The sequence below is a fragment of the Nocardiopsis baichengensis YIM 90130 genome (assembly GCF_000341205.1).
Taxonomy (GTDB): domain Bacteria; phylum Actinomycetota; class Actinomycetes; order Streptosporangiales; family Streptosporangiaceae; genus Nocardiopsis_A; species Nocardiopsis_A halophila.
Genome location: NZ_ANAS01000005.1, coordinates 165,328 through 187,042, shown reverse-complemented (window position 1 = coordinate 187,042; position 21,715 = coordinate 165,328). Strand labels below are relative to the sequence as shown.

The following is a 21,715-nucleotide window of genomic DNA, read 5'->3' as shown; positions in this document are numbered from 1 at the left end:
ATGTCCGAATAGTCCCCGTACCATCCACACGGACGACCCACCGCACTTCGGGAGTTGGATGTGCGCCTGCGCCTGACACCGCGTGATGACAGCTACTACGAGATGTTCGCGGACTCCGCGAACAACCTGGTCATCGGGGCGCGGCTGCTGGCCGAGCTGATCGGCGACGGTGGCGACCGCGACGCGATCGGCGAGAAGATGCGCGCCTGCGAGCACGCCGGCGATGAGCGGACCCACGCCATCATGCGGCGGCTCAACGGCCGCTCCGCCACCCCCTTCGACCGCGAGGACATCTACAAGCTCGCGTCGTCCCTGGACGACGTGATGGACGCGATGGACGCGGCGGTGGACCTCATCGGCCTCTACCGGCTGGAGCGGCTGCCCAAGGGCATCATCGACCAGGTCGAGGTGCTGGAGCGGGCGGCGGAGCTGACCGCCGAGGCGATGCCGCGGCTGCGCACGATGAAGGACCTGGCGCGGTACTGGATCGAGATCAACCAGCTGGAGAACCAGGCGGACCAGATCTACCGCCGGCTGCTGGCCCACCTGTTCAACGGCGGCTACGACGCGCTCACGGTGATGAAGCTCAAGGACGTGGTGGAGGAGCTGGAGGCGGCCGCCGACGCCTTCGAGCACGTGGCCAACACGGTGGAGACCATCGCGGTCAAGAAGTCCTAGCGGCGGCGCCCCGCGAGGGGAGGGCGGCCCGCGCCGCGCGGACGCTCCCACAGGTCCACGCGCGGCGCGGGCCGCGAGTCCCGCCGTACGGCCCGCACTCCGTGCGGCGGGACGGGACCGCCCTGGCGCCGTCCCCGCGGCCCCGGGGAGAGGGGCGCGGGTCGTCCGGTGGCGGCGCCCGGCGGTCCGTTCGGTCTCGCGCTAGCCGACCTGCGGCGGGCGCGAGACGGTGAGCGGCGCGGGGGTGTCGCCTTCGTGGAAGACGCGCACCCGGTCGCACCGGAAGTCCATGGTCACGGCCGAGCCCTCGGGCACGACGACGGTGGTCACCGCGGGGTTCTCCCGCTCGACCGTCGCGACGGCCTCGTGGACGTCGGCGCCCTCCAGCTCGGGCCAGGCCTGCTTGCCCGTGCACAGGGTCGTCGGGTGGGTGCCGGCGCCTTCGGCGGCCGCGGCCCCGGCGGTGGCCGGGAAGAGCGCGGCGACGACGGTCGCGCAGGCGAGGATGGAACCCGCGAGGGTAACGCGGTTCATTGGTGTTCCCTTCCAACTTGTGATTGCGAAGGACACTTCAGAATGTAGCAACGAATGGCCGGACATGCATTACGGGGCGATTACGCGACAGGTATCCGGGGCGGGTCGGCGGAAATTGGGGAACGTTCCAGGTGGCGGGCGTGCGGACCGTCATTGTCTACCGTATGGCATTGGATAGTTGAAGGTCGCACTAAATTAAGAATCCGTCGCGCTCCGTATACATGCTGGTCGTCGTGGGTGCAGGCGATGGCGGCCTGTCCGCTTCGGTGCGAGGGGGTACGGGTGTGTCCTTCTTCACACCGGGGGTCTCCGGTGTTCCGAGTCGGAGTTTCCCGGTCCTGTGAACTGCGGATGTTTTCCCGTCGGATGCTCCGGGAATGTATCCGGGCTTTATTTCTCGACGATAACGCGGATCCGCGTGCAGGTCCGCGCGCGGGATCCCGCCGTTTCCGGGAAGAGAAAAGGGCGGCGGGGTGTCCCCCGCCGCCCCGGCGCCCGTGCGCCCGGCCGTCAGCCGAAGCGGCCGGTGATGTAGTTCTCGGTCTCCTGCTCGTCCGGCTTGGTGAAGATCTTGTTGGTCTCGCCCATCTCGATCAGCCGGCCGGGCTTGCCGGTCCCCGCCAGGTTGAAGAAGGCCGTCCGGTCGCTCACCCGCGCCGCCTGCTGCATGTTGTGGGTGACGATGACGATCGTGTACTCCTCCTTCAGCTTGTGGATGAGGTCCTCGATCGCCAGCGTGGAGATGGGGTCCAGGGCCGAGCAGGGCTCGTCCATGAGCAGGACGCTGGGCTCCACCGCGGTGGCCCGGGCGATGCACAGCCGCTGCTGCTGGCCGCCGGACAGGCCCGCGCCGGGCTTGTTCAGCCGGTCCTTGACCTCCTCCCAGAGGTTGGCCCCGCGCAGGGACCGCTCCACCAGGTCGTCGGCCTTGGCCTTGCTCATGCGCTTGTTGTTGAGCTTGGCGCCGGCGATGACGTTGTCGTAGATGGACATCGTCGGGAAGGGGTTGGCCTTCTGGAAGACCATGCCGACCTCGCGCCGGACCTCGACCGGGTCCACGTCGGGGCCGTAGATGTCCATGTCGTCCAGCATCACCTTGCCGTCCACGCGGGCGCCGGGGGTCACCTCGTGCATGCGGTTGAGGGTGCGCAGGAACGTCGACTTGCCGCAGCCCGACGACCCGATGAAGGCCGTCACCGACCGGGGCTCGATGGTCATGGAGACGTCCTCGACGGCGAGGAAGTCGCCGTAGTAGACGTGCAGGCCGGAGACGTCGATTCGTTTGGCCACTGGTTGTCCTCAGGTGTCTCTAGCGGGTGTCCGTGGTTGGTCGAGCCGGTCAGCGGCCGAGTTTGGGGGCGAAGAGGCGGGAGACCAGGCGCGCGGTCAGGAAGAGCAGCATGACGATGACGATCAGGGTCAGCGCGGCGGCCCAGGCGCGCTCCATGTTGACCGCGCCCCCCATGCGGACCTGCGAGTAGATGAAGACCGGAAGGCTCATCATCTGCCCGTTGAACAGGTTCCAGTTGATCGCCACCGCCGAGGAGCCGGCGGTCAGCACCAGAGGCGCCGTCTCCCCGATAACGCGGGCCAGGGCGAGCATGATTCCCGTGGTCAGACCGGCCACGGCGGTGGGCAGGACCACCTTCACGATGGTCAGCCACTTGGGCACGCCCAGGGCGTAGGAGGCCTCCCGCAGCTCCTGGGGGACCAGCCGGAGCATCTCCTCACTGGATCGCACCACCACCGGGATCATCAGCACGGCCAGGGAGACGGCGCCGGCCGCCCCGTTGGTGTTGCCCGGGCCGAACAGCATCATCCACAGGGCCACGACGAACAGCCCGGCCACGATGGAGGGGATGCCGGTCATGACGTCGACGAAGAACGTGATCGCCTTGGCCAGCCGCCCGCGTCCGTACTCCACCAGGTAGACGGCGGTGAACAGGCCGATCGGGATGGAGATCACCGCGGCCATGCCGGTGATGGCGATGGTGCCGACGATGGCGTGGTAGACGCCGCCGGCGTCCATGCTCGGCGTCACGCCGTTCATCGAGACGGTCAGGAAGTAGCCGTCCAGCCGCGTGATGCCTTCCAGGAAGACCGTGGTCAGCAGCGACAGCAGCGGCAGCATGGCCGCGGCGAAGCAGAGGTAGACCACCGCGGTGACGAAGCGGTCCTTGGCCTTGCGGGGGTTCTCCACGGCGGCCGAGGCGCCGACGACGACCACCGTGTACAGCACGGCGGTGGCCAGGCCGGCGGTCACCAGGTGGAAGGAGCCCAGCGCCTGCAGGGCGGCGGAGGAGACCACGGCGGCGCCGGCGAGCACCGCCGCGGGCGCGTAGCGCGGCAGCGACCCGGTGCGCATGGAGCGCTGGGTCTGCGGCCCCTCACCGGCCGAGCCGGTGGACTTCGGTCGGGTCGTGGTGGTCATTTAGGAGAACTCCTTGCGCCGCGCGACGACGAACCGTGCGCCCATGTTGACGACCAGGGTGATGGCGAACAGCACCAGGCCGGCGGCGATCAGCGCGGAGACGCCGTACCCGGTGGCCTCGGGGTACTGCAGCGCGATGTGCGCCGCGATGGTCTGGTTGCCGCTCTGCAGCAGGAACGGCGAGATGACCAGCGAGGGGGACAGGATCATGGCCACCGCCATGGTCTCCCCGAGTGCGCGGCCCAGGCCGAGCATGGCGCCGCCGATGACGCCGGGGCGGCCGAAGGGGAGCACCGCCATGCGGATCATCTCCCAGCGGGTGGCGCCCATCGCCAGCGCGGCCTCCTGGTGGCCCTGCGGGACCTGCTTGAACACGTCGCGGGACATCGCGGTGATGATCGGCAGGATCATCACCGCCAGCACGATGCCGGCGCTGAGCATGGTGCGCCCGGTGGTCGAGACCGGGCCCGCGAACAGCGGGATCCAGCCCAGGTAGTCGGTGAGCAGCTCGTAGAAGCCCTGCATCTCGAAGACGAGGAACCCGATGCCCCACAGGCCGTAGACGACGCTGGGGATGGCGGCCAGCAGGTCGACGATGTAGCCGAGCACGGCGGCGATCCGGCGGGGCGCGTAGTAGACGATGAACAGCGCGATCCCGATCGAGATCGGGGTGGCGATCACCAGCGCGATCGCGGCGGCCAGCACGGTGCCGAAGGCGAGCGCCGCCACACCGAAGGCCGGGTTCTCGCGGACGTTGGCGTGCCAGTCCGTGGCCGTGAAGAAGTTCGCGGTGTTGGCCGAGAGCGAATCGAAGGACTGGATGAGCAGGAAGGCCGCCACGCCGGCCAGGATCGCCAGGATCAGGATCCCCGATCCGCGTGCGGTGTTGGCGAAGACGGCGTCGCCGACGCGGCGCTTCGCCCGGATCTGGGGGGGCGCCGTCGCTGACGGGTCCGTGGTGGTCATGTGAGACTCCGGTCGAAAAGGGTCACGGTTCGCGGCCGGGCGAACAGGGGTTGTGCTCGGTACATGCCATGACAGGGCCGTCTACATTCTGCGGTGCCGGTCGGGGAGGTTCGACCACATCCCGGCGCGGCGCGGCGCACACCCGGCAGGGCCGGGCCGGGTGCGCACGCACGCCAAGGGCGGGGACGGCGCCGCTGCGGCGCCCTCCCCACCCTGAGGCGGTCCTGCTCCGCGGGATCAGGACTCCGCGGAGATCGCGTCGATGGTCTCCTGGAGGCTCTCCCGGGTCCCCTCGGTCAGCGGGGCCGAGCCGGCCTCCTCGGCGACGGCCTCCTGGCCCTCCTCGCTGACCACGTAGGACAGGTAGCTCTTCACCAGGTCGGCCTCGCTCTGCTCCGGGTAGACCATGCAGGCGACCTCGTAGGAGACCAGGACGATCGGGTAGGCGCTGGTGTCGTCGGTGGTGTAGTCCAGCTCGATCGCGTGGTCGTTGTCGGAGTTGCTCTCGCGCTGCGGCGAGGCCTCGACGATCGCCGCGGCCGACTCGGGGGTGTACTCGACGAAGTCGTCACCGACGCCGACGGCCGCGGTGCCCAGCTCGCCGACGTGGGAGGCGTCGACGTAGCCGATGGTGCCCTGGCCGCCCTCGACGGCCGAGACCACGCCGGAGGAGCCCTGGGCGGCCTCGACCGGCTCGATCGGCCAGTCGCCGCTGATGTCGTGGGTCCAGGTGTCGCCGGCGGCCTCGGAGAGGTAGGCGACGAAGTTCTCGGTGGTGCCGGACTCGTCCGAGCGGTTCACCGGGACGATGTCGGTGTCGGGGAGCTCGACGTCCGGGTTGTCCTCGGCGATCGCGTCGTCGTTCCAGGTGGTGATGTCCTGGTTGAAGATGCCGGCGATGGTGTCGGGGGAGAGGTTGACCGAGTCGACGCCCTCCAGGTTGAAGACCACCGCGATGGGGGAGATGTAGGCCGGGAGGTTGACCACCTCGGCGCCGTTGCAGCGCTCGACGGCCTGCTCGGTCTCGGTCTCGTCCAGCGCGGCGTCGGAGCCGGCGAAGGAGACCGCGCCGTCGATGAACTGCGAGCGGCCCGCGCCGGAGCCGACCGAGTCGTACTGGACCGTGGTCCCGGAGCAGGCCCCCTCGTACCCGGCCTTCCAGGTGGCCATCGCGTTCTCCTGGGAGCTCGCGCCGGCGCCGGAGAGGGTACCGCCGCCGTCCACGCACTCGGCGGAGGCGCCGGACACGGCGCCGTTCTCCTCGGGGTCGACGGCCTGGTCGCTGCCGCAGGCGGCCAGGGCCATCGTGCCGGCCAGTGCGATGCCGGTGTAGCCCGCGAACCGGCGGTACTTGAAGAGCTTCACAGCCCCGGTGTCCTTCCTCTGGACGTCCGAACCAAGTTCTGTTCACGAGTCCGCGGCGGTTTGTCCGGTATAACCCTCAAAGCTCCGCTGACCTCGTTAAATGCGACGTTAGGGAGGCGAGGTGACCAGCGCTCCCAGTGAGGGTGAACGCACGGTGAACGCGGGGACGAGTCTGTCGGAAGGCCAGTGGGAAAGAGCGTGGACGTGAGGTTAACCGCGGCGCGCCCCCCTTGTGCGCGCCGCGGTGACCAGTCAGGCGATGCGCTCAGTCGTTCGGTGCGTACATCACGTCGCCGTCCCAGGCGGTGAATCCGAGCGACTCGTAGAGCCGCACCGCGGGCCGGTTGTCCTCCTCGACGTAGAGCAGCACCCAGGGCAGGCCGCGGTCGCGCAGGTACCGCACCCCGGCCAGGGTGAGCAGCCGGCCCAGGCCGGTCCCCTGCCAGGACGGGTCCACCCCGACCACGTACACCTCGCCCACCGGCTCGCCGTCGGTCAGGCCCGCGCCGTCGGCGTGCACCTTGGTCCAGTGGAAGCCGGCGATCCGGCCGTCGCCGACCCCGCCGCCCTCGCCCTTCCGCTCCTCGGCGACGAAGAACCCCTCGGCGTCGAACCAGGGCTCGGCCTGGCGCTGGCGCAGGTCCTCCAGGGCCAGCCCGCCCTGTTCGGGGTGGTCGGCGAAGGCCGCGGCGTTGGTGCGCAGCCAGGCCTGTTCGTCGCCGCCGGGCCGGAACGCCCGCACCCGCACCCCCTCGGCCACCGCCGTCGAGGGCGCCGGCTCGGGCAGGTCCACCGGGGCGCCGTCCGCGCCGCGCAGCGCCAGGCGCATCTTCAGCAGCCCGCGCGCCCGCCGCCAGCCCAGCGCCTCGGCCAGTCCCTGGGCGGCGGGCAGCCGCCCGTGCGCCCACACCCGCACACCGGCGGCCCCGGCGTCGGCGCGCAGCGACCGCGCCAGCGCGGTGCCGTGCCCGCGGCGCCGCCGCCCCGGCGCCACCACCAGCTCGGCCGAGTCGGGCTCGCCGCCGGACTTCTCGGCGAAGGCGAACCCCGCCAGGTCGCCCTCGTCCTCCAGCAGGTGGAAGCGGGCGGCGCCGTCGGGGGAGCCGTGGCGCACCCGGAGCACCGTCTGCTCGGAGAGCGCCTCGGCGCCGTCCAGGGTGCGGGCCTCCTCGGCCAGCGCGAGGACGCGCTCGGCGTCCTCCTCGTCGAGGGAGCGAACGATGCGGACCTCGTCCATCGGCCTGCCTTTCAGATGTACGGCCGGGTATACGGCTCTCGGGGCGTTCCAGCGGCTCTCAGCCGCGTGACAGCACTCGCTGCAGCTCCGGGAAGGCACGGGTGTATTCCTCCAGGAGCGTGCGGGCCGTGCCCACCGAGTCCACCAGAGGGTGGGTCGCGAACGCCCTCAGGGCCGTACTCCGGGAGCCGCTGCGCACCGCCTCGATCACGTCCCGCTCGACCGCCTTGACCGCGTGGACCAGCCCCTCCTGGTGGCCGCTCAGAGGCGCGGCCGCCACCGGGTGGGCGCCCGACCCGTCGACCACGCAGGGAAGCTCGGCCACCGCATCGGGGTCGAGCCCGGGGAGCGCGCCGCGGGCGCGGGTGTTGACGATCAGGCGGGTCGGGGCGTCACGGGCGGCGGCCCGCATGACCGCCAGAGCGACCTCCTCATAGCCCCCGCCGTCGAGATCCTCGCTCTCGCGCTCGAACCCGCCGGAGGCGCGGCGGTTGTCGGCCATATAGGTGCGCTCCCGCTCCAGGCGGGTCCGCTCCCACAGCCGGTACGCCTCCGCCGGGTGTTCCCGCGCCTCGGCGTAGAACCGCTCCTGCTGCTCGACCAGCTGCTCGCCCCGGGTGCGCGGGCTCTCCAGCGCCGCCTGCAGCGCCTCCCGCGCGAAGTAGTAGTAGTGCAGGTACTCGTTGGGCAGGGCGCCGACCGCGCGGATCCACTCCGCGCCGAACAGCCGCCCCTCCTCGAAGGACTCCAGGGCGCGGTCGTCGGCCAGCAGCTCCGGCAGCCGGTCGCGGCCGCCCGACCACAGGCCCCGCACCCACCCCAGGTGGTTGAGTCCGGCGTAGTCGATGTGCACGTCCGCCGGGTCCAGGCCCAGCGCGCGGGCGGCGCGCCGGCCCAGCCCCACAGGGGAGTCGCAGATTCCCACGACCCGGTCGCCCAGCACCCCGGCCATCGCCTCGGTCACCAGCCCGGCGGGGTTGGTGAAGTTCACCACCCACGCGTCCGGGGCGTGCTCGGCGATGTCCTGTGCGGCCGCGAGCGCTTCGGGAAGGGTGCGCAGCCCATAGGAGATCCCGCCGGCGCCGACCGTCTCCTGGCCCAGAACTCCGGCGTCGAGGGCGATGCGCTCGTCGAGGACGCGTCCCTGCATTCCGCCGACGCGGACGGCGGAGAAGACCATGCCGGCGCCGTCGAGCGCGTCGGCGCGGTCGGTGGAGGCGTGCACGGGGAGCTCGGCGCCGGACCGCTCGCGCTGGGCCGCCAGAACGGCCGCCACCGCCTCTAAGCGCCCGGCGTCGGTGTCGTGCAGCGCCACCTCGGTGACGACCGGGTCGCCCTTCAGAGCGTCGGCCAGCAGGGCGCGGTAGACGAGGGGGACGCGGAACCCTCCCCCTCCCAGGATCGTCAGACGCACCCCGCCAGCGTATCGGCGGGCCCCGGACCCCGTACCCGGTTCGGTGCCCACGCGCGACACCGGGGCGCCGAGTGCATAACCTGCTGGCACACACTCCGCATCCGGGCCGATGGGAGGCGCCGCACATGGAGGAGCAGAGCCGCGCGCTCGAATCCCTGCCGCTCGTGGGCGAGCGGAGGGACGTGCTGGCCGGGGAGCGGGGGCCCGAGGGTGAGGGGCCCGCGATCGACCTCGCGCTGAGCGGGACGGTGTTCTTCGACATCGTCCTGACGGGGCTGACCGCGCCGCCCGCCCCCGGGACCGAGGTCGGCGCGCAGGGGATGGGGTCGTGCCCCGGAGGCGTGGCCAACCTGGCGGTCGCCGCCTCGCGGCTGGGGCTGCGCACGGCCGTGGCGGCCGCCTTCGGGGAGGACGTCTACGGCGACTTCGCCTGGGAGACGCTGGAGCGCCAGGAGGAGGTGGACCTGAGCGCCTCCAAGCGCTTCCCCGACTGGCACTCGCCGTTCACGGTCTCGCTGGCCTGGAAGGGCGACCGCGGCATGGTCACCCACGAGCACCCGCCACCCGAGCCGGTCGAGCGCCTGGCCGAGGCGCTGCCCCAGGCCCGCGCCGCCTTCGTCGGGCTGCGGCCCGGCGGGCCCGTCCCGGAGTGGGCGGCGCGCCAGGCCGCGGGCGGGGCCCGGATCTTCGCCGACGTGGGCTGGGACGACAGCCAGACCTGGTGCCCCTCGGTGCTGGAGCAGCTCGACGACTGCTACGCGTTCATGCCCAACGCCATCGAGGCCATGTCCTATACCCGCACCGGCAGCCCCGGCTCGGCGCTGTCGGCGCTGGCCGACCGGGTTCCGGTGGCGGTGGTGACCGACGGCCCGCGCGGGGCGCTGGCGGTGGACCAGACCACCGGCGAGACGGCCGAGGCCGAGGGCGTGGTGCTGGAGGGGGTGGACACCACCGGCGCGGGCGACGTGTTCGGCGCCGCCTTCATCGTCGGCACCCTGGCCGGGTGGCCGCTGGAGCGGCGGCTGCGCTTCGCCAACCTGTGCGCGGCGCTGTCGGTGCAGCACACCGGCGGGTCGCTGTCCGCGCCGGGCTGGGCCGATGTGGCGGCCTGGTGGGGCGGGGTGCGCGGCGGGCCCGCGGGCGAGGGGTACGGGTTCCTGTCGGACCTGGTCCCCATGGAGTGGATGCCCACGGACCACCGCCGCGCCAGCGCCACGATCGGCCTGCGCGCCTGAGGAGGCGCGCAGGCCGACCGGGGGCCGCCCCTCAGGACGAGGAGGGCTCCTCCTCCTCGGCGGCGGCGGAGGAGATCTCCAGCTGGAAGTCGCCGTCGTGCTCCTGGGCGCCGGCCACGACCGCGGCCGTGACGACCTCCTCGGCCTTGGCCGACCGCAGCACCACCGGGTCGCGCCGCAGGTCGCGGACCAGGGCCACGCACAGCAGCAGCAGGATCACCGCGAACGGCGCCGAGACGATGATGGTGAGCGTCTGCAGCCCCGACAGCGCGTCGCTTCCGCCGGCCAGCAGCATCACCGCGGCCACGCCGCCGATCATCAGGCCCCAGAACACGGTGATCGGGCGCTTGGGCTCGATCGCGCCGCGCTGGGACATCGTGCCCATGATGATGGACGCCGAGTCGGCGCCGGTGATGAAGAAGATGCCGATCAGCACCATGACCACCAGCGCGACCGCGCCGAAGGCCGGGAACTCCCGTAGCAGGGCGAACAGCTGGGCCTCGGTGCCGCCGGCGCCGGCCAGGTCGGTGCCGTGCATCTGCAGGTACAGCGCGTTGCCGCCCATGATGGCGAACCAGACCAGGCTCAGGGCGCTGGGCACCAGGATGACGCCGCCCACGAACTCGCGGATGGTGCGGCCGCGGCTGATCCGGGCGATGAACATGCCCACGAACGGCGACCAGGAGATCCACCAGGCCCAGTAGAAGACCGTCCAGCCGGACAGCCACTCCTCGGCGCCCTGGGCGGTGTCGGCGGTGCGGCCGGCGTTGGCGAAGAAGTCCTCGAAGTAGGCGGCGATCGAGGTCGGGACCAGGTTGAACACGAACACCGTGGCCCCGGTGACCAGCAGGAAGAGCAGGACCCCCATGGCCAGGACCAGGTTGGTGTTGGACAGCCACTGGATGCCCTTGGCCACGCCGGAGGTCGCCGAGACCACGAAGCACAGCAGCAGCACGCCGATGATGCCGATCAGGATCGGGTTGGTGGGCGCGTCGATCCAGCCGATCTGGCGCAGGCCCTCGGCGATCTGCAGGGCGCCCAGGCCCAGCGAGGCGGCGGTGCCGAACAGGGTGGCGAAGAGCGCGAAGACGTCGATGAGCCGCCCGACGGCGCCGTTGGCGTGGCGCTCGCCGATCAGCGGGGTGAACGCGGCGCTGATCAGCTGCCCGCGGCCGCGGCGGAAGGTGCCGTAGGCGATGGCCAGGCCCACCACCGCGTAGGTGGCCCACGGGTGCAGGGTCCAGTGGAACAGGGTGGTGGACATCGCGTGGCCGACGGCGGCGCCGCCGCCCCCGCCCTCGGTCCCGGGCGGCGGGGTCAGGAAGTGCCCGAGCGGCTCGGCGGAGCCGTAGAACACCAGCCCGATGCCCATGCCGGCGCCGAACATCATGGAGATCCAGGAGATCGTGCGGAACTCCGGCTCCTCGTCGTCGCGGCCGAGGCGGATGTTGCCGTAGCGGCTGAAGGCCAGCCACAGCGCGAACACCACGAACACCGACGCGGCGAGGACGAAGCCCCAGCCGCCGTTGTGGATGAGGAACTCCAGCGCGCTTCCCGACAGGGAGCTGAGCGAGTCCTGGTTGACCACTCCCCAGACGAGGAAGGCCACCGACAGCACCGCGGCCACGCCGAACACGATCCGGTCCGTCTTGGGCTTCAGGTCCGCCTGGGAGCGCTCGGGCGGCTCCCAGAGCAGGTCCTCGGTGCTGATCTCCCCTGTGGAGGGGCCGTTGCCGTTGTCAATCGCCACAGTTCATTCCGACGCCCCCGTGTACAGGCGCGCCTCCTCCTCACTCTGACGGCTTCAGGGCAGGCGAACGGGCACCGCCTTCGGGGGAGGGGGGCGGTGCTGACGCCGTGTGCCGCCGCCGTCCGCGGGGGTCCCGCGGGGCGCCGGCGGTGGACACCCGTACCAGGTTAGGAGGTGAAAGGTAAATAAACGTCGCTAGGTGTCGTTTGTTACTGATCAGACAATTCTCGGGGGCGTCCCGGTGTCCCGGCCTCGGGCCGCCCCGACCGCCGCCCCGTGCCGTGGCCCTTGGTCAGCAGGCCTCCGGCCAGGTGCCGTCGATGCGGCGCCCGTGGCCCGGGCGGGTGCGGTCCAGCCACTCCTGGAGGCCGCGCGCGTGCTCCAGCGCCCAGCCCACCTGCTGCTCGTGCAGCTCGGGCAGGGCGAGCGCGGCGACCCCGGGACGCCGCGCCCCGATCTCCCGGGCCAGGGCCAGGCACGCGGCGGCGTCGCCCTCGGCGGTGTGCGCCCCGTTGAGCTCGACCCCGTAGAAGGCGCACAGGTCGCCGAGGGTGCGGCGCCCCTTGCGGTAGGGGTCGGCGCCGCGGTCGATCACCAGCGGGTCGATGATCGGGCCGACCCGGCCGGCCAGGCGCTCGGCCAGGGAGGGCAGGCCCAGGCGGCGCAGTTCGGTGGAGAGGATCCCCAGGTCGAAGGGGGCGTTGAAGACGGCCAGCCCCCGCCCGGCGGCGAGGTGGCCGGTGAGCGCGTCGGCGATCTCGGGCAGTACCTGCTCGGCGGGCCGGCCCTCGGCGCGGGCGCGCTCGGTGGTGATGCCGTGCACCTGCACCGCCTCCGGCGGGATCTCGCGTGGGCCGGGGTCGACCAGCCAGGTGCGGGCGGTCCCGTCGGGGGCGACCAGCGCCGCCGAGACCAGGAACGCGGTCCGCGGGTCGGGCGAGGAGGTCTCGCAGTCGTATCCGGCGAGGTCGCCGGAGTGCCAGCCCGGGTGGTCGCCGCGCGGCGGGGCCGTGGGCCGGGGTGCGTGCTCGGAGCAGTACACGCGCCAGCGGCCGTCCTCCTTGACCGCCTCGCCCTCCCGGGCGGAGACGGAGGCCCCGCAGGAGGTGCAGGTCCCCGCGTAGTTGTTGCGCATGGTGGGCCTCACTTTCCCCGTGAACGCAGGAAGCGTATCGCCGGGGTACGACGGTTCGTGCAGGTTCGTGCGGGAACGGCGGCCGCTCCCGGGGCGGCCGGGTCGCGGCCCCGGCCGCGGGCCGCCGGAGCCCCCGGGGACATGGAGGCCCGTGGGGCCGGGTACGCACAAGTAAGCCGAGGGGCTAATCGGGAGGACGAGATGAGCATGGAAGAAGCGCAGCGCCAGCTCGAAGCCGCGATCCACGATTCGCGCGTGGCGTTCGACTGCATCGCCCTCGAAGACCTGGAGCGTGCCCACACCAACGCCATCACGTCACGGGCCGCCGTCGACGCCGCAGAATACGCCATCCGCGTCGAACTCGAACGCCGGGCGGCGGAGAAGAACGGCCGGGAACAGGAACAGGACCAGGGCCAGAGCTAGCGCCGACCGGCACCGGAACCAGGCCTCGCCCCGCTCTCCGCCCTGGTCATGGCGGAGGGCGGGGCGGAGGCGGCGGGTCGGCCTCTTCCGGCGGTGCTGCCGGGCGACAGGCGTGCAGGCGGTCACCGGAAGGGGCGGCGACGGAGCAGTCGGCGCCCCGCTCACGCGTGCTCGCCGGGTGGCGGGCCACCGGTGGCCGGGGTGGAGGAGCGGCGACGGATCGGCAAGTACCCCGCTCGTGGCCGCTTCCCGGCCGCCGGGTCGCTGTTGGTCGGGGCAGAGGGCCCGGCGGCCGAGCGGGGCGGCCGGGAAACCACCCGGCCCCGTCGTCGCCGCCCTCCCACCTCGACTGGCGGCGGCCCGCCGCCCGGCAAGCATGCATGAGTGGGGGGCCAGCTGCTCCGTCGCTGCTCAGCGCCGGACCATCCGCACGCCCCGTCACTCGACAGCGCAACCTGAAAGACCGCGTCCCTCGTCGCCGCCCTTGGCTCGGGTCACCGGGAACTCGGCGGGCGGCCGGGGGAGTGCCCGGCTTCGTCGGCACCGCATCCACCCCCGACCGGCGGCGGCCCGCCACCCGGCAAGCAGGCATGGGCGGGGTACCCGCCGTTCCGTCGTTGCCGCCTTCTTCGTCTTCCTCGCTCGCCGCTTCTCCGACGGCTCTCCCCTGCGCATCACCAGAGCAACGCACGACCCATCGAACATGTGTTCGCACCTGCCGGGTATGCTGGAGGTATGTCCGACCAGCAGCTTCCCGCGGATTGGCCGGCGAGTGTGCACCCGCCCGGCGCCGAGTCGTTCGGGCAGACCGCCGTGGTGTGGCTGTTCGACCAGGTGCCCGCCGACTACCGGTTGCACGGGGTCTTGCGGCGGCACCCCGTCGCCCTGTCACGGCTGGCGCGGATCCACGTCGAGTCCTGCCTCGAAGGCGCGCGGCGCGGCTACCGAACGGCCCGTGTCGAACTGCGCGACCACCTGCAACCGCACGCCCTGGACCAGGTCATGAACGCCTACTTCGAGGAGGGCAAGCGCACGGCCGCGCTGTTGCGCCAGGTCGAGGCCGTGGACGCAGCGCTGCGTGCGCAGGCCTCCTCAGGCGGGGACGGCGGGAACGTGAGCAGTGGCGACGACGGGGAGGTCAGCCGCTGACCCGCACCACGACGGCCTCGTCCGGACCGGTGTTGACCAGCCACCGCCCGCCGCCGGAGCCCAGGGCCAGGGTACGGCCGACGGGAACCTCGCGCAGGGCGCGCATCCGCCCGTCCGGCGAGGTGGAGACCAGGTGGGCACGCCCCGCGACCAGGCGCAGCACAGTGCCCGCGGCCTCCGGGGAGCCCTCCTCGGGCCCGGGGAGCGCGGCGAAGCCGTTCGGGTCCAGGGTCAGCGCGCTCACCTTCATCCGCCCGGCGGCGTGGCGCCGGGCCGGGCGCGGTGCCGGCTGCCACCGCCCGCGGCGCCGCGGCCACAGGGAAGGGCGGGACAGCGCCGCCGCGGCCGCCGAGGCGGCGGTGGCCAGGCGGCCCGGCGTGGCGGTCGGACGGGAGGACGCCAGGTGCGGATAGGCGGAGCGGCGCCCCGCGTCGACGATGTCGCCGATGCCGTCCGGGCGGACGGCATCGGAGCGTCGGCGGTCGGTGGCGGAACGCGTCGATTCGGGTACGGCGAGTGCGGAAGCGGTGGAGTTCGACACCGGAGTCGGATCCTCGGTCGTGCGAAGACGTGCGGAGAGGCGCTGCGGAGCAGCGGCGCGGGCTGCGGACGGCAGCCGGGAGACGCGGCGCTCGGCGAAGGAGCGGCGTTCAGCTCGCGAAAAAGGGTGCGCTCAGCGACACGAGGAGCGCGTACACGGCGACGGACACACGACGGCGGCCGCACGGCGGGAGGCCTCACGGGCCTGGCGGGCCATGACCGGTCGGGTCGCCTGGGTACGCGGATGCATGCGCACAAGGAGACCAACCTGCGGGAACGCTGTCAAGCGATCCGGCGGATCCGGCGTGTCGCGTGCGTCACGGGGATTTCGGCCGAATCCATTGCGGTGCCGGGGGGTCCGGTGGTGGCATGAGAGGCCCCGCGAGGCGGTACGTGCGAGGGGGCAGACGCGAGGCGACCGAAAGGTGCGGTGTCCGTTGGCGGACGGATCGTTGGCCCGCCTCCTGGTCCGGGCGGCGATCACGGCCGCGGCCGGGGTCATGGGCGCGGGGTTCCTGGGGTGGCGGGCCGGGCTGCTCGTGGCCGGCCTCACCGCGCTCAGCTACCTGATCACCGCGGCCGCCGCGCCGCTGCTCGGCCCGGCCTGGGCCCGCGGCCGGGTGCTGCGCGGCCTGCGGCGCCGCGGCTACCGCCTGGTGGCCGACCCCGTCGGGCGGGTGCTGGCGGCCGGGACCGGAGGGGTCTACCTGCTCGAGGCGCGGCACCGCCGCAACGCGGTGGCGCGCGGCGGCGGGGCGTGGACGATCGGCGGGCGCCCGGCCGAACGGGTGGTGGAGCGGCACGCCGCGGCCGCGGCCCGGGCCGCCCGTGACCTGGGCGCGCCGGAGGTGGTGCCGGTGCTGCTGGTCTCGGGGCGGCTGCCGGAGCCGGTGATGCGCGCCGGCGGTGCGGTGCTGGCGCGTCCGCGCGCGGCGCTGCGCTTCATCATCGAGCGGGAGGCCCTGGAGTACGGGCAGGAACAGGAACCGGAGGGGAGGGAGGACTCGGCGGGCGCGCACGGCGCGGAAGAGGTCGGCGCCGATGCCGTCGCCGCCGAGGCACGGCGATTGTGGCGTCCGGTGCACGCGGTGCGGAGGCGGGACCGTCCGGAGGGTGCGGGAAAGTAGCGGAAATCAGGCCTTCGTGGCGTTTTTCGTCGAAAGTCTCCTCAATAGGGCGCCCGGACCGTACATTCAGGTCACATGATGGACCGGGACCTTGCCCTCGCCCTGAGATCCAGACGACCGTGCGCCTCCCGCGCCTACGCCCGGCTCTTCGATGCCTACGGAGAGGAGCTGTACCGGGCCTGCCGGGGCCTGCTGCGCGACCACGACTCCGCCCAGGCGGCCCTGCGTGACACCTTCATCGTCGCCGGGGCCCACGTCCACCGCCTCGCCGACGCCGGGCGGCTGCGCGAATGGCTGCTGGCCGTCGCGCTGGCCGAGTGCGAGCACCACCGGCGGCCGGGCGCGCCCCAGACCCCGCCGTACCCGGGGGACCCGCCCGAGGACCCGCCGCCGGGCCTGCGCCTGCGGGTGCTCAGCGGTGTCCTGGGGCCGGGCCTGGACGGGCACCGCGCCCACGTGGCCGACCGTGCCGACGCCTTCGACGACGACGGGTTCCCCGTGCCGCCCTCCCGGCGCAGGCGCCGACGGGCGCGCGCCGTTCTTCCGGGCCTGACCGTGGCCGTGTGCGCGGTTCTGCTGATGGTGCTGGCGGTCTACGTCGTCGCCCGCACCGAGCCCGAGCGCGTTCCCACCTGGATGGGGGTGCCCTCGATGGCGCTCCCCCGGTGACGCCGCCCTTCCGACCCCCGACCCGACTCCGCCCGGTGACCCCGCGCTCCGCCCCCGCGGCGGCCGCCCCGGGTCACCGGGGCCGGTCCGTCCGCGACCCGGCCCACCGCGCCCCGACGGCCCCGGAAAAGCGGCAGGGCCCGTGCGCTCGGCGCATGGGCCCCTCGACGGGTTCCTCGGGCGGTCCGCTCAGGAAGCCTCGTCTTCGAGCTCGATGTGCGAGCGGTCCCCGTGGGCGCCCTTCTCCTCGGCGCGCGTCACCGAGGAGACGACCTCCTGCTCGGCCTCGTGGCGCCCGACCCACGTCGCGCCCTCGACCGACTTGCCCGGCTCCAGGTCCTTGTAGACCGTGAAGAAGTGCTCGATCTCCAGGCGCTCGTACTCGTTGACGTGGTGAATGTCACGGATGTGCTCCATGCGCGGGTCCGTGGCCGGCACGCACAGCAGCTTGTCGTCGCCCCCGGCCTCGTCGCGCATCCGGAACATGCCGACCACGCGGCAGCGGATCAGGCAGCCGGGGAAGGTCGGCTGCTTCAGCAGGACCAGGGCGTCCAGCGGGTCGCCGTCATCGCCCAGCGTCCCCTCGATGAAACCGTAGTCGGCGGGGTAACTCGTAGAGGTGAACAGCATGCGGTCGAGACGGATTCGACCCGTCTCGTGATCCATCTCATACTTGTTGCGCTCACCCTTGGGGATCTCGATGGTGACGTCGAATTTCATGCTGTTCTCGGCTTCCCTTACGACTAGTGTCGCTTGTCTGTAGCGGCGGTCATACGGCGGCGGTGCCAGGAGGAAGGCAGGTGTGCGGGGTGCGGACGGTGCGGTCCAGAGTGCTCCTGGCCATGGCCATGCTCAACATATTCGTGCTGGTGGCGGGCTTCGCCGCGGCGGATCTGATCGCGTCGCGCCCCCTGCCCGCGGTGCCCTATCCTGTCGCGCACGCACAGCAGGAGACGGCCGCCCACCTGCCCGGCGCCGACGCGGTCGACCCCGGCCGCCTGGCGGACCACCTCGATGATCCCATGTCCGACTCGGGGGTGGGTGAGGGACTCTCCGCTTATGTCGCGGACGCCGCCAGTGCGCAGGAGCTCTACGACCGGGACGGCGACCGCGGCGCGGTCCCCGCCTCCACCACCAAGATCGCCACCGCGCTCACCGTGCTGGATTCGCCCGGCCCCGACGCGCGCATCGCCACCGAGGCGGTCCTGGACGGCGAGCGGCTGGTGCTGGTCGGCGGGGGCGACCCGACGCTGACCACGGACGCCGACCCCGGAGCCTACCCGCGCCCGGCCACCCTCGCGCTCCTGGCCGAGCGCACCGCGCGTGCCCTGGAGGACCAGGGCGTCGACGCGGTCGACCTGGGCTACGACGACTCCCTCTACCCCGGCTCGGCCACCGGTCCCGGCTGGAAGGACAACTACGTCTGGGAGGGCAGCGTCGCCCCGGTGCACGCGCTGATGATCGACGGCGGCCGCGAGGACGCCGGCGAGAAGTACGGCGACCGGGTCGACGACCCGCCGCGGACGGCCGCCGAGGCCTTCGCCGACCGGCTGCGCGACGAGGGCGTCGAGGTGCGCGGGGGGCCGGACCCGGCCACCGCCCCCGACGGCGCCGACCCCGCGGCCTCGGTCTCCTCCCCGCCCGTCTCGGCGCTGGTGGAGCAGATGCTGCTGCAGAGCGAGAACAACATCGCCGAGGCGCTGGCCCGCCAGGTGGCCCTCGCCGAAGGGGAGGACGCCTCGTTCGAGGGCGGTGCCCGCGCCATGACCGCGGTGCTGGAGCGCCTCGGCGTCGACGGGGTGCGGCTCTCCGACGCCAGCGGCCTGTCGGTGGACAACCGCATCTCGCCGCACGCCCTGGTGGAGATGCTGCTGGCCGCCGCCGACCCCGACCGGCCCGACCTGGGCTTCACCCTCAGCGGCCTGCCGACCGGCAACTTCAGCGGCACCCTCGCGGGTCGCTACGGCCCGTCGAGCCGGTCCGAGCAGGGGGCGGGCGTGGTGCGCGCCAAGACCGGCACGCTGAGCGGGGTGAGCACCCTGGCGGGGACGATCTACGACGCGGACGGCCGACTGCTCGTGTTCGCCTTCATGGCGGACGGGGACTCGGCCTTGGCGTCGAACCTGGACCTCCTGGCGTCGACCGTCGCCACCTGCGGGTGCTCCTGACGCGCACCCCGTGCCCGTGCGCCCCTGAGGTGCCCTCCCGTCCCTCCGCGCCCCGCCCTTCCCCCCTCTCCCCGTAGAGGGCCTGAGGGGACGACCCTGAGGAAACCCGGAAAATCGGCGCGCACCCCCTTGGCCCGGGCCCCCGCGGGTACGGTGAGGGCGTGACTGTGATCGACTGGGACGTAGCCGTCAACACCGGGATCCGCCTCGTGCGCCCCGGCCCCCAGGTGGACATCGCCGACGCGCGCCAGGCCGTCTCCCAGCTCCGGGAGCTGTCCGAGGAGGCCCGCGGACACGTGCGCGAGTTCACCGGCATGGACCCCCTGGAACCGGCCGGACCGGCGGTCATCGTCGACCGCCCGGGATGGATCCGGGCCAACGTCGAAGGGTTCCGCAGCGTGCTGGAACCCATGCTGGAGCGGGTCGGCGCCGAGCGCCTGGCCTCCGGAGCCGGCACGGCCGGCGCCCTGAGCACCGCCGTGGGCTCCCGGGTCACCGGGGCCCAGCTCGGCGCCGTGCTCGCCTACCTGGCCGGGCGGGTGCTGGGCCAGTACGAGCTCTTCCTGCCGCCCGACCCGGACGGCAACGCGCCCGCGGGCCGGCTGACCCTGGTGGCGCCCAACATCGTCCAGGCCGAGCGGGAGCTGGACGTGGACCCGCGCGACTTCCGGCTGTGGGTCTGCCTGCATGAGGAGACCCACCGCATGCAGTTCAGCTCCACCCCCTGGCTGCGCGGGTACGTCCAGGAGCAGATGCAGGACCTGCTGCTGTCCTCGGACATGGACGCGGCCGCCTTCCTCGACCGCCTGCGCGCCGCCGCCGAGGCGGTGGCCGAGGTCGTCCGGGGCGGTGAGGGCAGTCTCATCCAGGCCTTCCAGAACGAGGCCCAGGGCGAGGTGATGGACCGCATCACCGCGGTCATGACGCTGGCCGAGGGCCACGGCGACTACGTGATGGACGCGGTCGGGCCCGAGGTGGTGCCCTCCGTGGCCGAGATCCGCCGCCGCTTCCAGCGCCGCCGCGAGGGCGCCAACCGCATCGACCGCGTCATCCGCCAGCTGCTCGGCCTCGACCTGAAGATGAAGCAGTACGAGGAGGGCGCGGTCTTCGTGCGCAAGGTCGTCGCCCAGGTCGGCATGGAGGAGTTCAACAAGGTGTGGCGGTCGCCCGAGACGCTGCCCACCATGGCCGAGATCCGCGACCCCGAGTCCTGGATCGCGCGTGTCGCCGAGCCGGGCGCCCCGGCGCGGGAGGAGTGAGCGGGCCGCCCCCCGCGGTCGCCGAGGCCCGCCGCGCGGTCCGCCGCGCCCTGGCCGGGCTGGAGGAGGGTGCGCTCGTCCTCGTGGCCTGCAGCGGCGGGGCGGACTCCCTGGCGCTGGCCGGGGCCGCGGCGTTCGCCGTGCCGCGCATGGGTCTGCGTGCCGGAGGGGTGACCGTCGACCACGGGCTTCAGGACGGTTCCGGTGCGCGGGCCGATACGGTCGCCGCCGCCATGCGCGGCCTGGGCCTGGACCCCGTGGAGGTCGCCGCGGTCCGGGTGGGGCGCTCCGGCGGCCCCGAGGGTGCCGCGCGGGACGCGCGTTATACGGCTCTGGACGCCGCCGCCGACCGCACGGGCGCGGCGGCCGTCCTGCTCGGCCATACGGCGGACGACCAGGCGGAGACCGTGCTCCTCGGGCTGGCCCGGGGGTCGGGCGCACGCTCCCTGTCCGGCATGGCCCCGCGTTCCGGCCGCTATGCGCGCCCGTTCCTGGGCATGGAGCGCGCGCGGGTGCGCCAGGCGTGCGCCGCCATGGGGCTGGAGCACTGGGAGGATCCGCACAACGCCGATCCGGCCTTCGCCCGCGCGCGCGTCCGCCACGCCGCGCTGCCGGCGCTGGAGAAGGAGATCGGCCCCGGCATCGCGCCGGCGCTCGCCCGCACCGCCGACCTGCTCCGCGACGACGCCGACGCGCTGGACGACTGGGCCGCCGACGCCGCGCGCGCGGCCGACCTGGGCGGCGGCCGCCTGGACGTGCGTGCCCTGGAGCGCCTGCCGCGCGCGGTGCGCACGCGGGTGCTGCGGCGCGCCGCCCTGGCGGCGGGCAGCCCGGCCGGCGCGCTGACCGCGCGGCACGTGGCCGAGGTCGACCGCCTGGTCTCCGACTGGCGCGGTCAGGCCCGTGTCGACCTGCCCGGGGGCCTCAGCGCCCGGCGCGGGGGCGGCGCCTTGGAGTTCGGATGACTTCACCCGTTTATCCTGGTTGCGTTCCGAAGGACCGCGATCCGAGCAGCGAGGACGTACGAGCGTGGACGCCAAGGACATGGGTGACGCCCTGGAGAAGGTGCTGGTCACCGAAGAGGAGATCAAGGCGCGGCTGAAGGGGCTGGCGTCCGAGATCGACGCCGACTACGCCGGCAAGGACCTGCTGCTCGTCGGGGTGCTGAAGGGCGCCGTGATGGTCATGGCCGACCTGGCGCGTGAGCTCTCGCACGAGGCGGAGATGGACTGGATGGCGGTCTCCTCCTACGGGGCCGGGACCACCTCCTCGGGGGTGGTCCGCATCCTGATGGACCTCGACGTCGACATCTCCGGGCGCAACGTCCTCATCGTCGAGGACGTCATCGACTCGGGGCTGACGCTGTCGTGGCTGGTGGGCAACCTGCGCTCGCGCGGGCCGGCCTCGGTGGAGGTGTGCACCATGGTCCGCAAGCCGCTCGCCTTCGACGTCGACCTGGACGTCAAGTACATCGGGTTCGACCTGCCGAACGAGTTCATCGTCGGCTACGGGCTCGACTATGCCGAGAAGTACCGCAACCTGCCCTTCATCGGCACGCTCGCCCCGCACGTCTACGAAGGCTAGCGGGGTGCGGGCCGGGGGCCCGGGAACATCTCGGGGAGCGCAGGCGTTGCG

General features: G+C 73.0%; 21 protein-coding genes. 10 read left to right on the top strand and 11 right to left on the bottom strand.

Features of this window, described 5'->3' with window-relative positions:
- The first annotated feature begins 60 nt into the window (after nt 1-60).
- Nucleotides 61-678, top strand: a complete 618-nt coding sequence (locus C892_RS0104450; RefSeq protein ID WP_017542057.1) for a DUF47 domain-containing protein — start codon at nt 61-63, stop codon at nt 676-678.
- 201 nt (nt 679-879) lie between these two features.
- Here C892_RS0104450 and C892_RS0104445 read toward each other — a convergent pair whose 3' ends face one another.
- The 7 genes from C892_RS0104445 to C892_RS0104415 form a co-directional block, all read right to left on the bottom strand.
- A complete protein-coding gene (locus C892_RS0104445; protein WP_017556242.1) occupies nt 880-1,212 on the bottom strand; it encodes a serine protease inhibitor in 333 nt (110 codons plus the stop codon).
- Between the two features lie 510 nt (nt 1,213-1,722).
- Entirely contained in the window at nt 1,723-2,502 is a 780-nt protein-coding gene (gene pstB / locus C892_RS0104440) for a phosphate ABC transporter ATP-binding protein PstB (RefSeq protein WP_017542055.1), read from the bottom strand.
- 49 nt (nt 2,503-2,551) lie between these two features.
- Entirely contained in the window at nt 2,552-3,643 is a 1,092-nt protein-coding gene (gene pstA, locus C892_RS0104435) for a phosphate ABC transporter permease PstA (protein ID WP_017556241.1), read from the bottom strand.
- Complete coding sequence (gene pstC, locus C892_RS0104430) at nt 3,644-4,609, bottom strand: phosphate ABC transporter permease subunit PstC (RefSeq protein ID WP_017556240.1); 966 nt, start codon at nt 4,607-4,609, stop codon at nt 3,644-3,646.
- Between the two features lie 237 nt (nt 4,610-4,846).
- Nucleotides 4,847-5,974 (bottom strand): phosphate ABC transporter substrate-binding protein PstS, encoded by a 1,128-nt coding sequence (gene pstS / locus C892_RS0104425; RefSeq protein ID WP_017556239.1) that lies wholly within the window; start codon nt 5,972-5,974, stop codon nt 4,847-4,849.
- Between the two features lie 265 nt (nt 5,975-6,239).
- Nucleotides 6,240-7,211, bottom strand: coding sequence for a mycothiol synthase (mshD, locus tag C892_RS0104420; protein ID WP_017556238.1), 972 nt, complete (start codon nt 7,209-7,211; stop codon nt 6,240-6,242).
- Nucleotides 7,212-7,269: 58 nt separating this feature from the next.
- Nucleotides 7,270-8,625, bottom strand: a complete 1,356-nt coding sequence (locus C892_RS0104415) for a 6-phospho-beta-glucosidase (RefSeq protein ID WP_017556237.1) — start codon at nt 8,623-8,625, stop codon at nt 7,270-7,272.
- 125 nt (nt 8,626-8,750) lie between these two features.
- Here C892_RS0104415 and C892_RS0104410 point away from each other — a divergent pair, with 125 nt between their 5' ends.
- Nucleotides 8,751-9,860, top strand: coding sequence for a carbohydrate kinase family protein (locus tag C892_RS0104410; protein ID WP_017556236.1), 1,110 nt, complete (start codon nt 8,751-8,753; stop codon nt 9,858-9,860).
- A gap of 31 nt (nt 9,861-9,891) precedes the next feature.
- Here C892_RS0104410 and C892_RS0104405 read toward each other — a convergent pair whose 3' ends face one another.
- Both C892_RS0104405 and C892_RS0104400 read right to left on the bottom strand, forming a co-directional pair.
- The gene (locus tag C892_RS0104405; protein WP_017556235.1) at nt 9,892-11,610 is read right to left on the bottom strand and encodes a BCCT family transporter; all 1,719 of its coding nucleotides are present in this window, start codon (nt 11,608-11,610) and stop codon (nt 9,892-9,894) included.
- A 292-nt stretch (nt 11,611-11,902) separates the two neighbouring features.
- Nucleotides 11,903-12,745, bottom strand: coding sequence for an exonuclease domain-containing protein (locus C892_RS0104400; protein ID WP_017556234.1), 843 nt, complete (start codon nt 12,743-12,745; stop codon nt 11,903-11,905).
- A 201-nt stretch (nt 12,746-12,946) separates the two neighbouring features.
- On the opposite strand from C892_RS0104400, the gene C892_RS0104395 reads away from it, so the two are divergent.
- Both C892_RS0104395 and C892_RS0104390 read left to right on the top strand, forming a co-directional pair.
- Nucleotides 12,947-13,168, top strand: coding sequence for a hypothetical protein (locus tag C892_RS0104395; RefSeq protein WP_017542046.1), 222 nt, complete (start codon nt 12,947-12,949; stop codon nt 13,166-13,168).
- 735 nt (nt 13,169-13,903) lie between these two features.
- Nucleotides 13,904-14,317 carry a hypothetical protein gene (locus C892_RS0104390; RefSeq protein WP_017538611.1) on the top strand — a complete coding sequence of 138 codons (414 nt, stop codon included), beginning with the start codon at nt 13,904-13,906 and terminating at the stop codon, nt 14,315-14,317.
- Here C892_RS0104390 and C892_RS0104385 read toward each other — a convergent pair.
- Nucleotides 14,307-14,858: a hypothetical protein gene (locus C892_RS0104385; protein WP_017556231.1), complete on the bottom strand. Its 552-nt coding sequence runs from the start codon at nt 14,856-14,858 to the stop codon at nt 14,307-14,309. The genes C892_RS0104390 and C892_RS0104385 overlap by 11 nt on opposite strands.
- Nucleotides 14,859-15,294: 436 nt before the next feature.
- Here C892_RS0104385 and C892_RS0104380 point away from each other — a divergent pair, with 436 nt between their 5' ends.
- The gene (locus C892_RS0104380) at nt 15,295-15,984 is read left to right on the top strand and encodes a hypothetical protein (protein WP_239647255.1); all 690 of its coding nucleotides are present in this window, start codon (nt 15,295-15,297) and stop codon (nt 15,982-15,984) included.
- 75 nt (nt 15,985-16,059) lie between these two features.
- A complete protein-coding gene (locus tag C892_RS0104375) occupies nt 16,060-16,653 on the top strand; it encodes an RNA polymerase sigma factor (RefSeq protein ID WP_017556229.1) in 594 nt (197 codons plus the stop codon).
- Nucleotides 16,654-16,842: 189 nt separating this feature from the next.
- On the opposite strand, the gene C892_RS0104370 is transcribed toward C892_RS0104375, so the two are convergent.
- On the bottom strand, nt 16,843-17,373 hold the full coding sequence (locus tag C892_RS0104370) for an inorganic diphosphatase (protein WP_017556228.1): 531 nt from the start codon (nt 17,371-17,373) through the stop codon (nt 16,843-16,845).
- A 98-nt stretch (nt 17,374-17,471) separates the two neighbouring features.
- Here C892_RS0104370 and dacB point away from each other — a divergent pair, with 98 nt between their 5' ends.
- The 4 genes from dacB (at nt 17,472) to hpt (ending at nt 21,664) form a co-directional block, all read left to right on the top strand.
- Nucleotides 17,472-18,821: a D-alanyl-D-alanine carboxypeptidase/D-alanyl-D-alanine endopeptidase gene (dacB, locus tag C892_RS0104365; RefSeq protein ID WP_338040828.1), complete on the top strand. Its 1,350-nt coding sequence runs from the start codon at nt 17,472-17,474 to the stop codon at nt 18,819-18,821.
- A 167-nt stretch (nt 18,822-18,988) separates the two neighbouring features.
- Nucleotides 18,989-20,080 (top strand): Rv3626c family coenzyme F420 biosynthesis-associated protein, encoded by a 1,092-nt coding sequence (locus C892_RS0104360; RefSeq protein ID WP_017538616.1) that lies wholly within the window; start codon nt 18,989-18,991, stop codon nt 20,078-20,080.
- Nucleotides 20,077-21,045 carry a tRNA lysidine(34) synthetase TilS gene (gene tilS, locus C892_RS0104355; protein WP_017556227.1) on the top strand — a complete coding sequence of 323 codons (969 nt, stop codon included), beginning with the start codon at nt 20,077-20,079 and terminating at the stop codon, nt 21,043-21,045. The genes C892_RS0104360 and tilS overlap by 4 nt, the downstream gene beginning before the upstream one ends.
- Nucleotides 21,046-21,109: 64 nt before the next feature.
- Nucleotides 21,110-21,664: a hypoxanthine phosphoribosyltransferase gene (hpt, locus tag C892_RS0104350; RefSeq protein WP_017538618.1), complete on the top strand. Its 555-nt coding sequence runs from the start codon at nt 21,110-21,112 to the stop codon at nt 21,662-21,664.
- The last annotated feature ends 51 nt before the right edge of the window (nt 21,665-21,715 follow it).

Coding starts and splice junctions, on each gene's coding strand:
- C892_RS0104445 (WP_017556242.1), bottom strand. CDS start 1,212: ATGAACCGCGTTACCCTCGCGGGTTCCATCCTCGCCTGCGCGACCGTC.
- pstA (WP_017556241.1), bottom strand. CDS start 3,643: ATGACCACCACGACCCGACCGAAGTCCACCGGCTCGGCCGGTGAGGGG.
- pstC (WP_017556240.1), bottom strand. CDS start 4,609: ATGACCACCACGGACCCGTCAGCGACGGCGCCCCCCCAGATCCGGGCG.
- mshD (WP_017556238.1), bottom strand. CDS start 7,211: ATGGACGAGGTCCGCATCGTTCGCTCCCTCGACGAGGAGGACGCCGAG.
- C892_RS0104410 (WP_017556236.1), top strand. CDS start 8,751: ATGGAGGAGCAGAGCCGCGCGCTCGAATCCCTGCCGCTCGTGGGCGAG.
- C892_RS0104400 (WP_017556234.1), bottom strand. CDS start 12,745: ATGCGCAACAACTACGCGGGGACCTGCACCTCCTGCGGGGCCTCCGTC.
- C892_RS0104395 (WP_017542046.1), top strand. CDS start 12,947: ATGAGCATGGAAGAAGCGCAGCGCCAGCTCGAAGCCGCGATCCACGAT.
- C892_RS0104390 (WP_017538611.1), top strand. CDS start 13,904: ATGTCCGACCAGCAGCTTCCCGCGGATTGGCCGGCGAGTGTGCACCCG.
- C892_RS0104375 (WP_017556229.1), top strand. CDS start 16,060: ATGATGGACCGGGACCTTGCCCTCGCCCTGAGATCCAGACGACCGTGC.
- C892_RS0104370 (WP_017556228.1), bottom strand. CDS start 17,373: ATGAAATTCGACGTCACCATCGAGATCCCCAAGGGTGAGCGCAACAAG.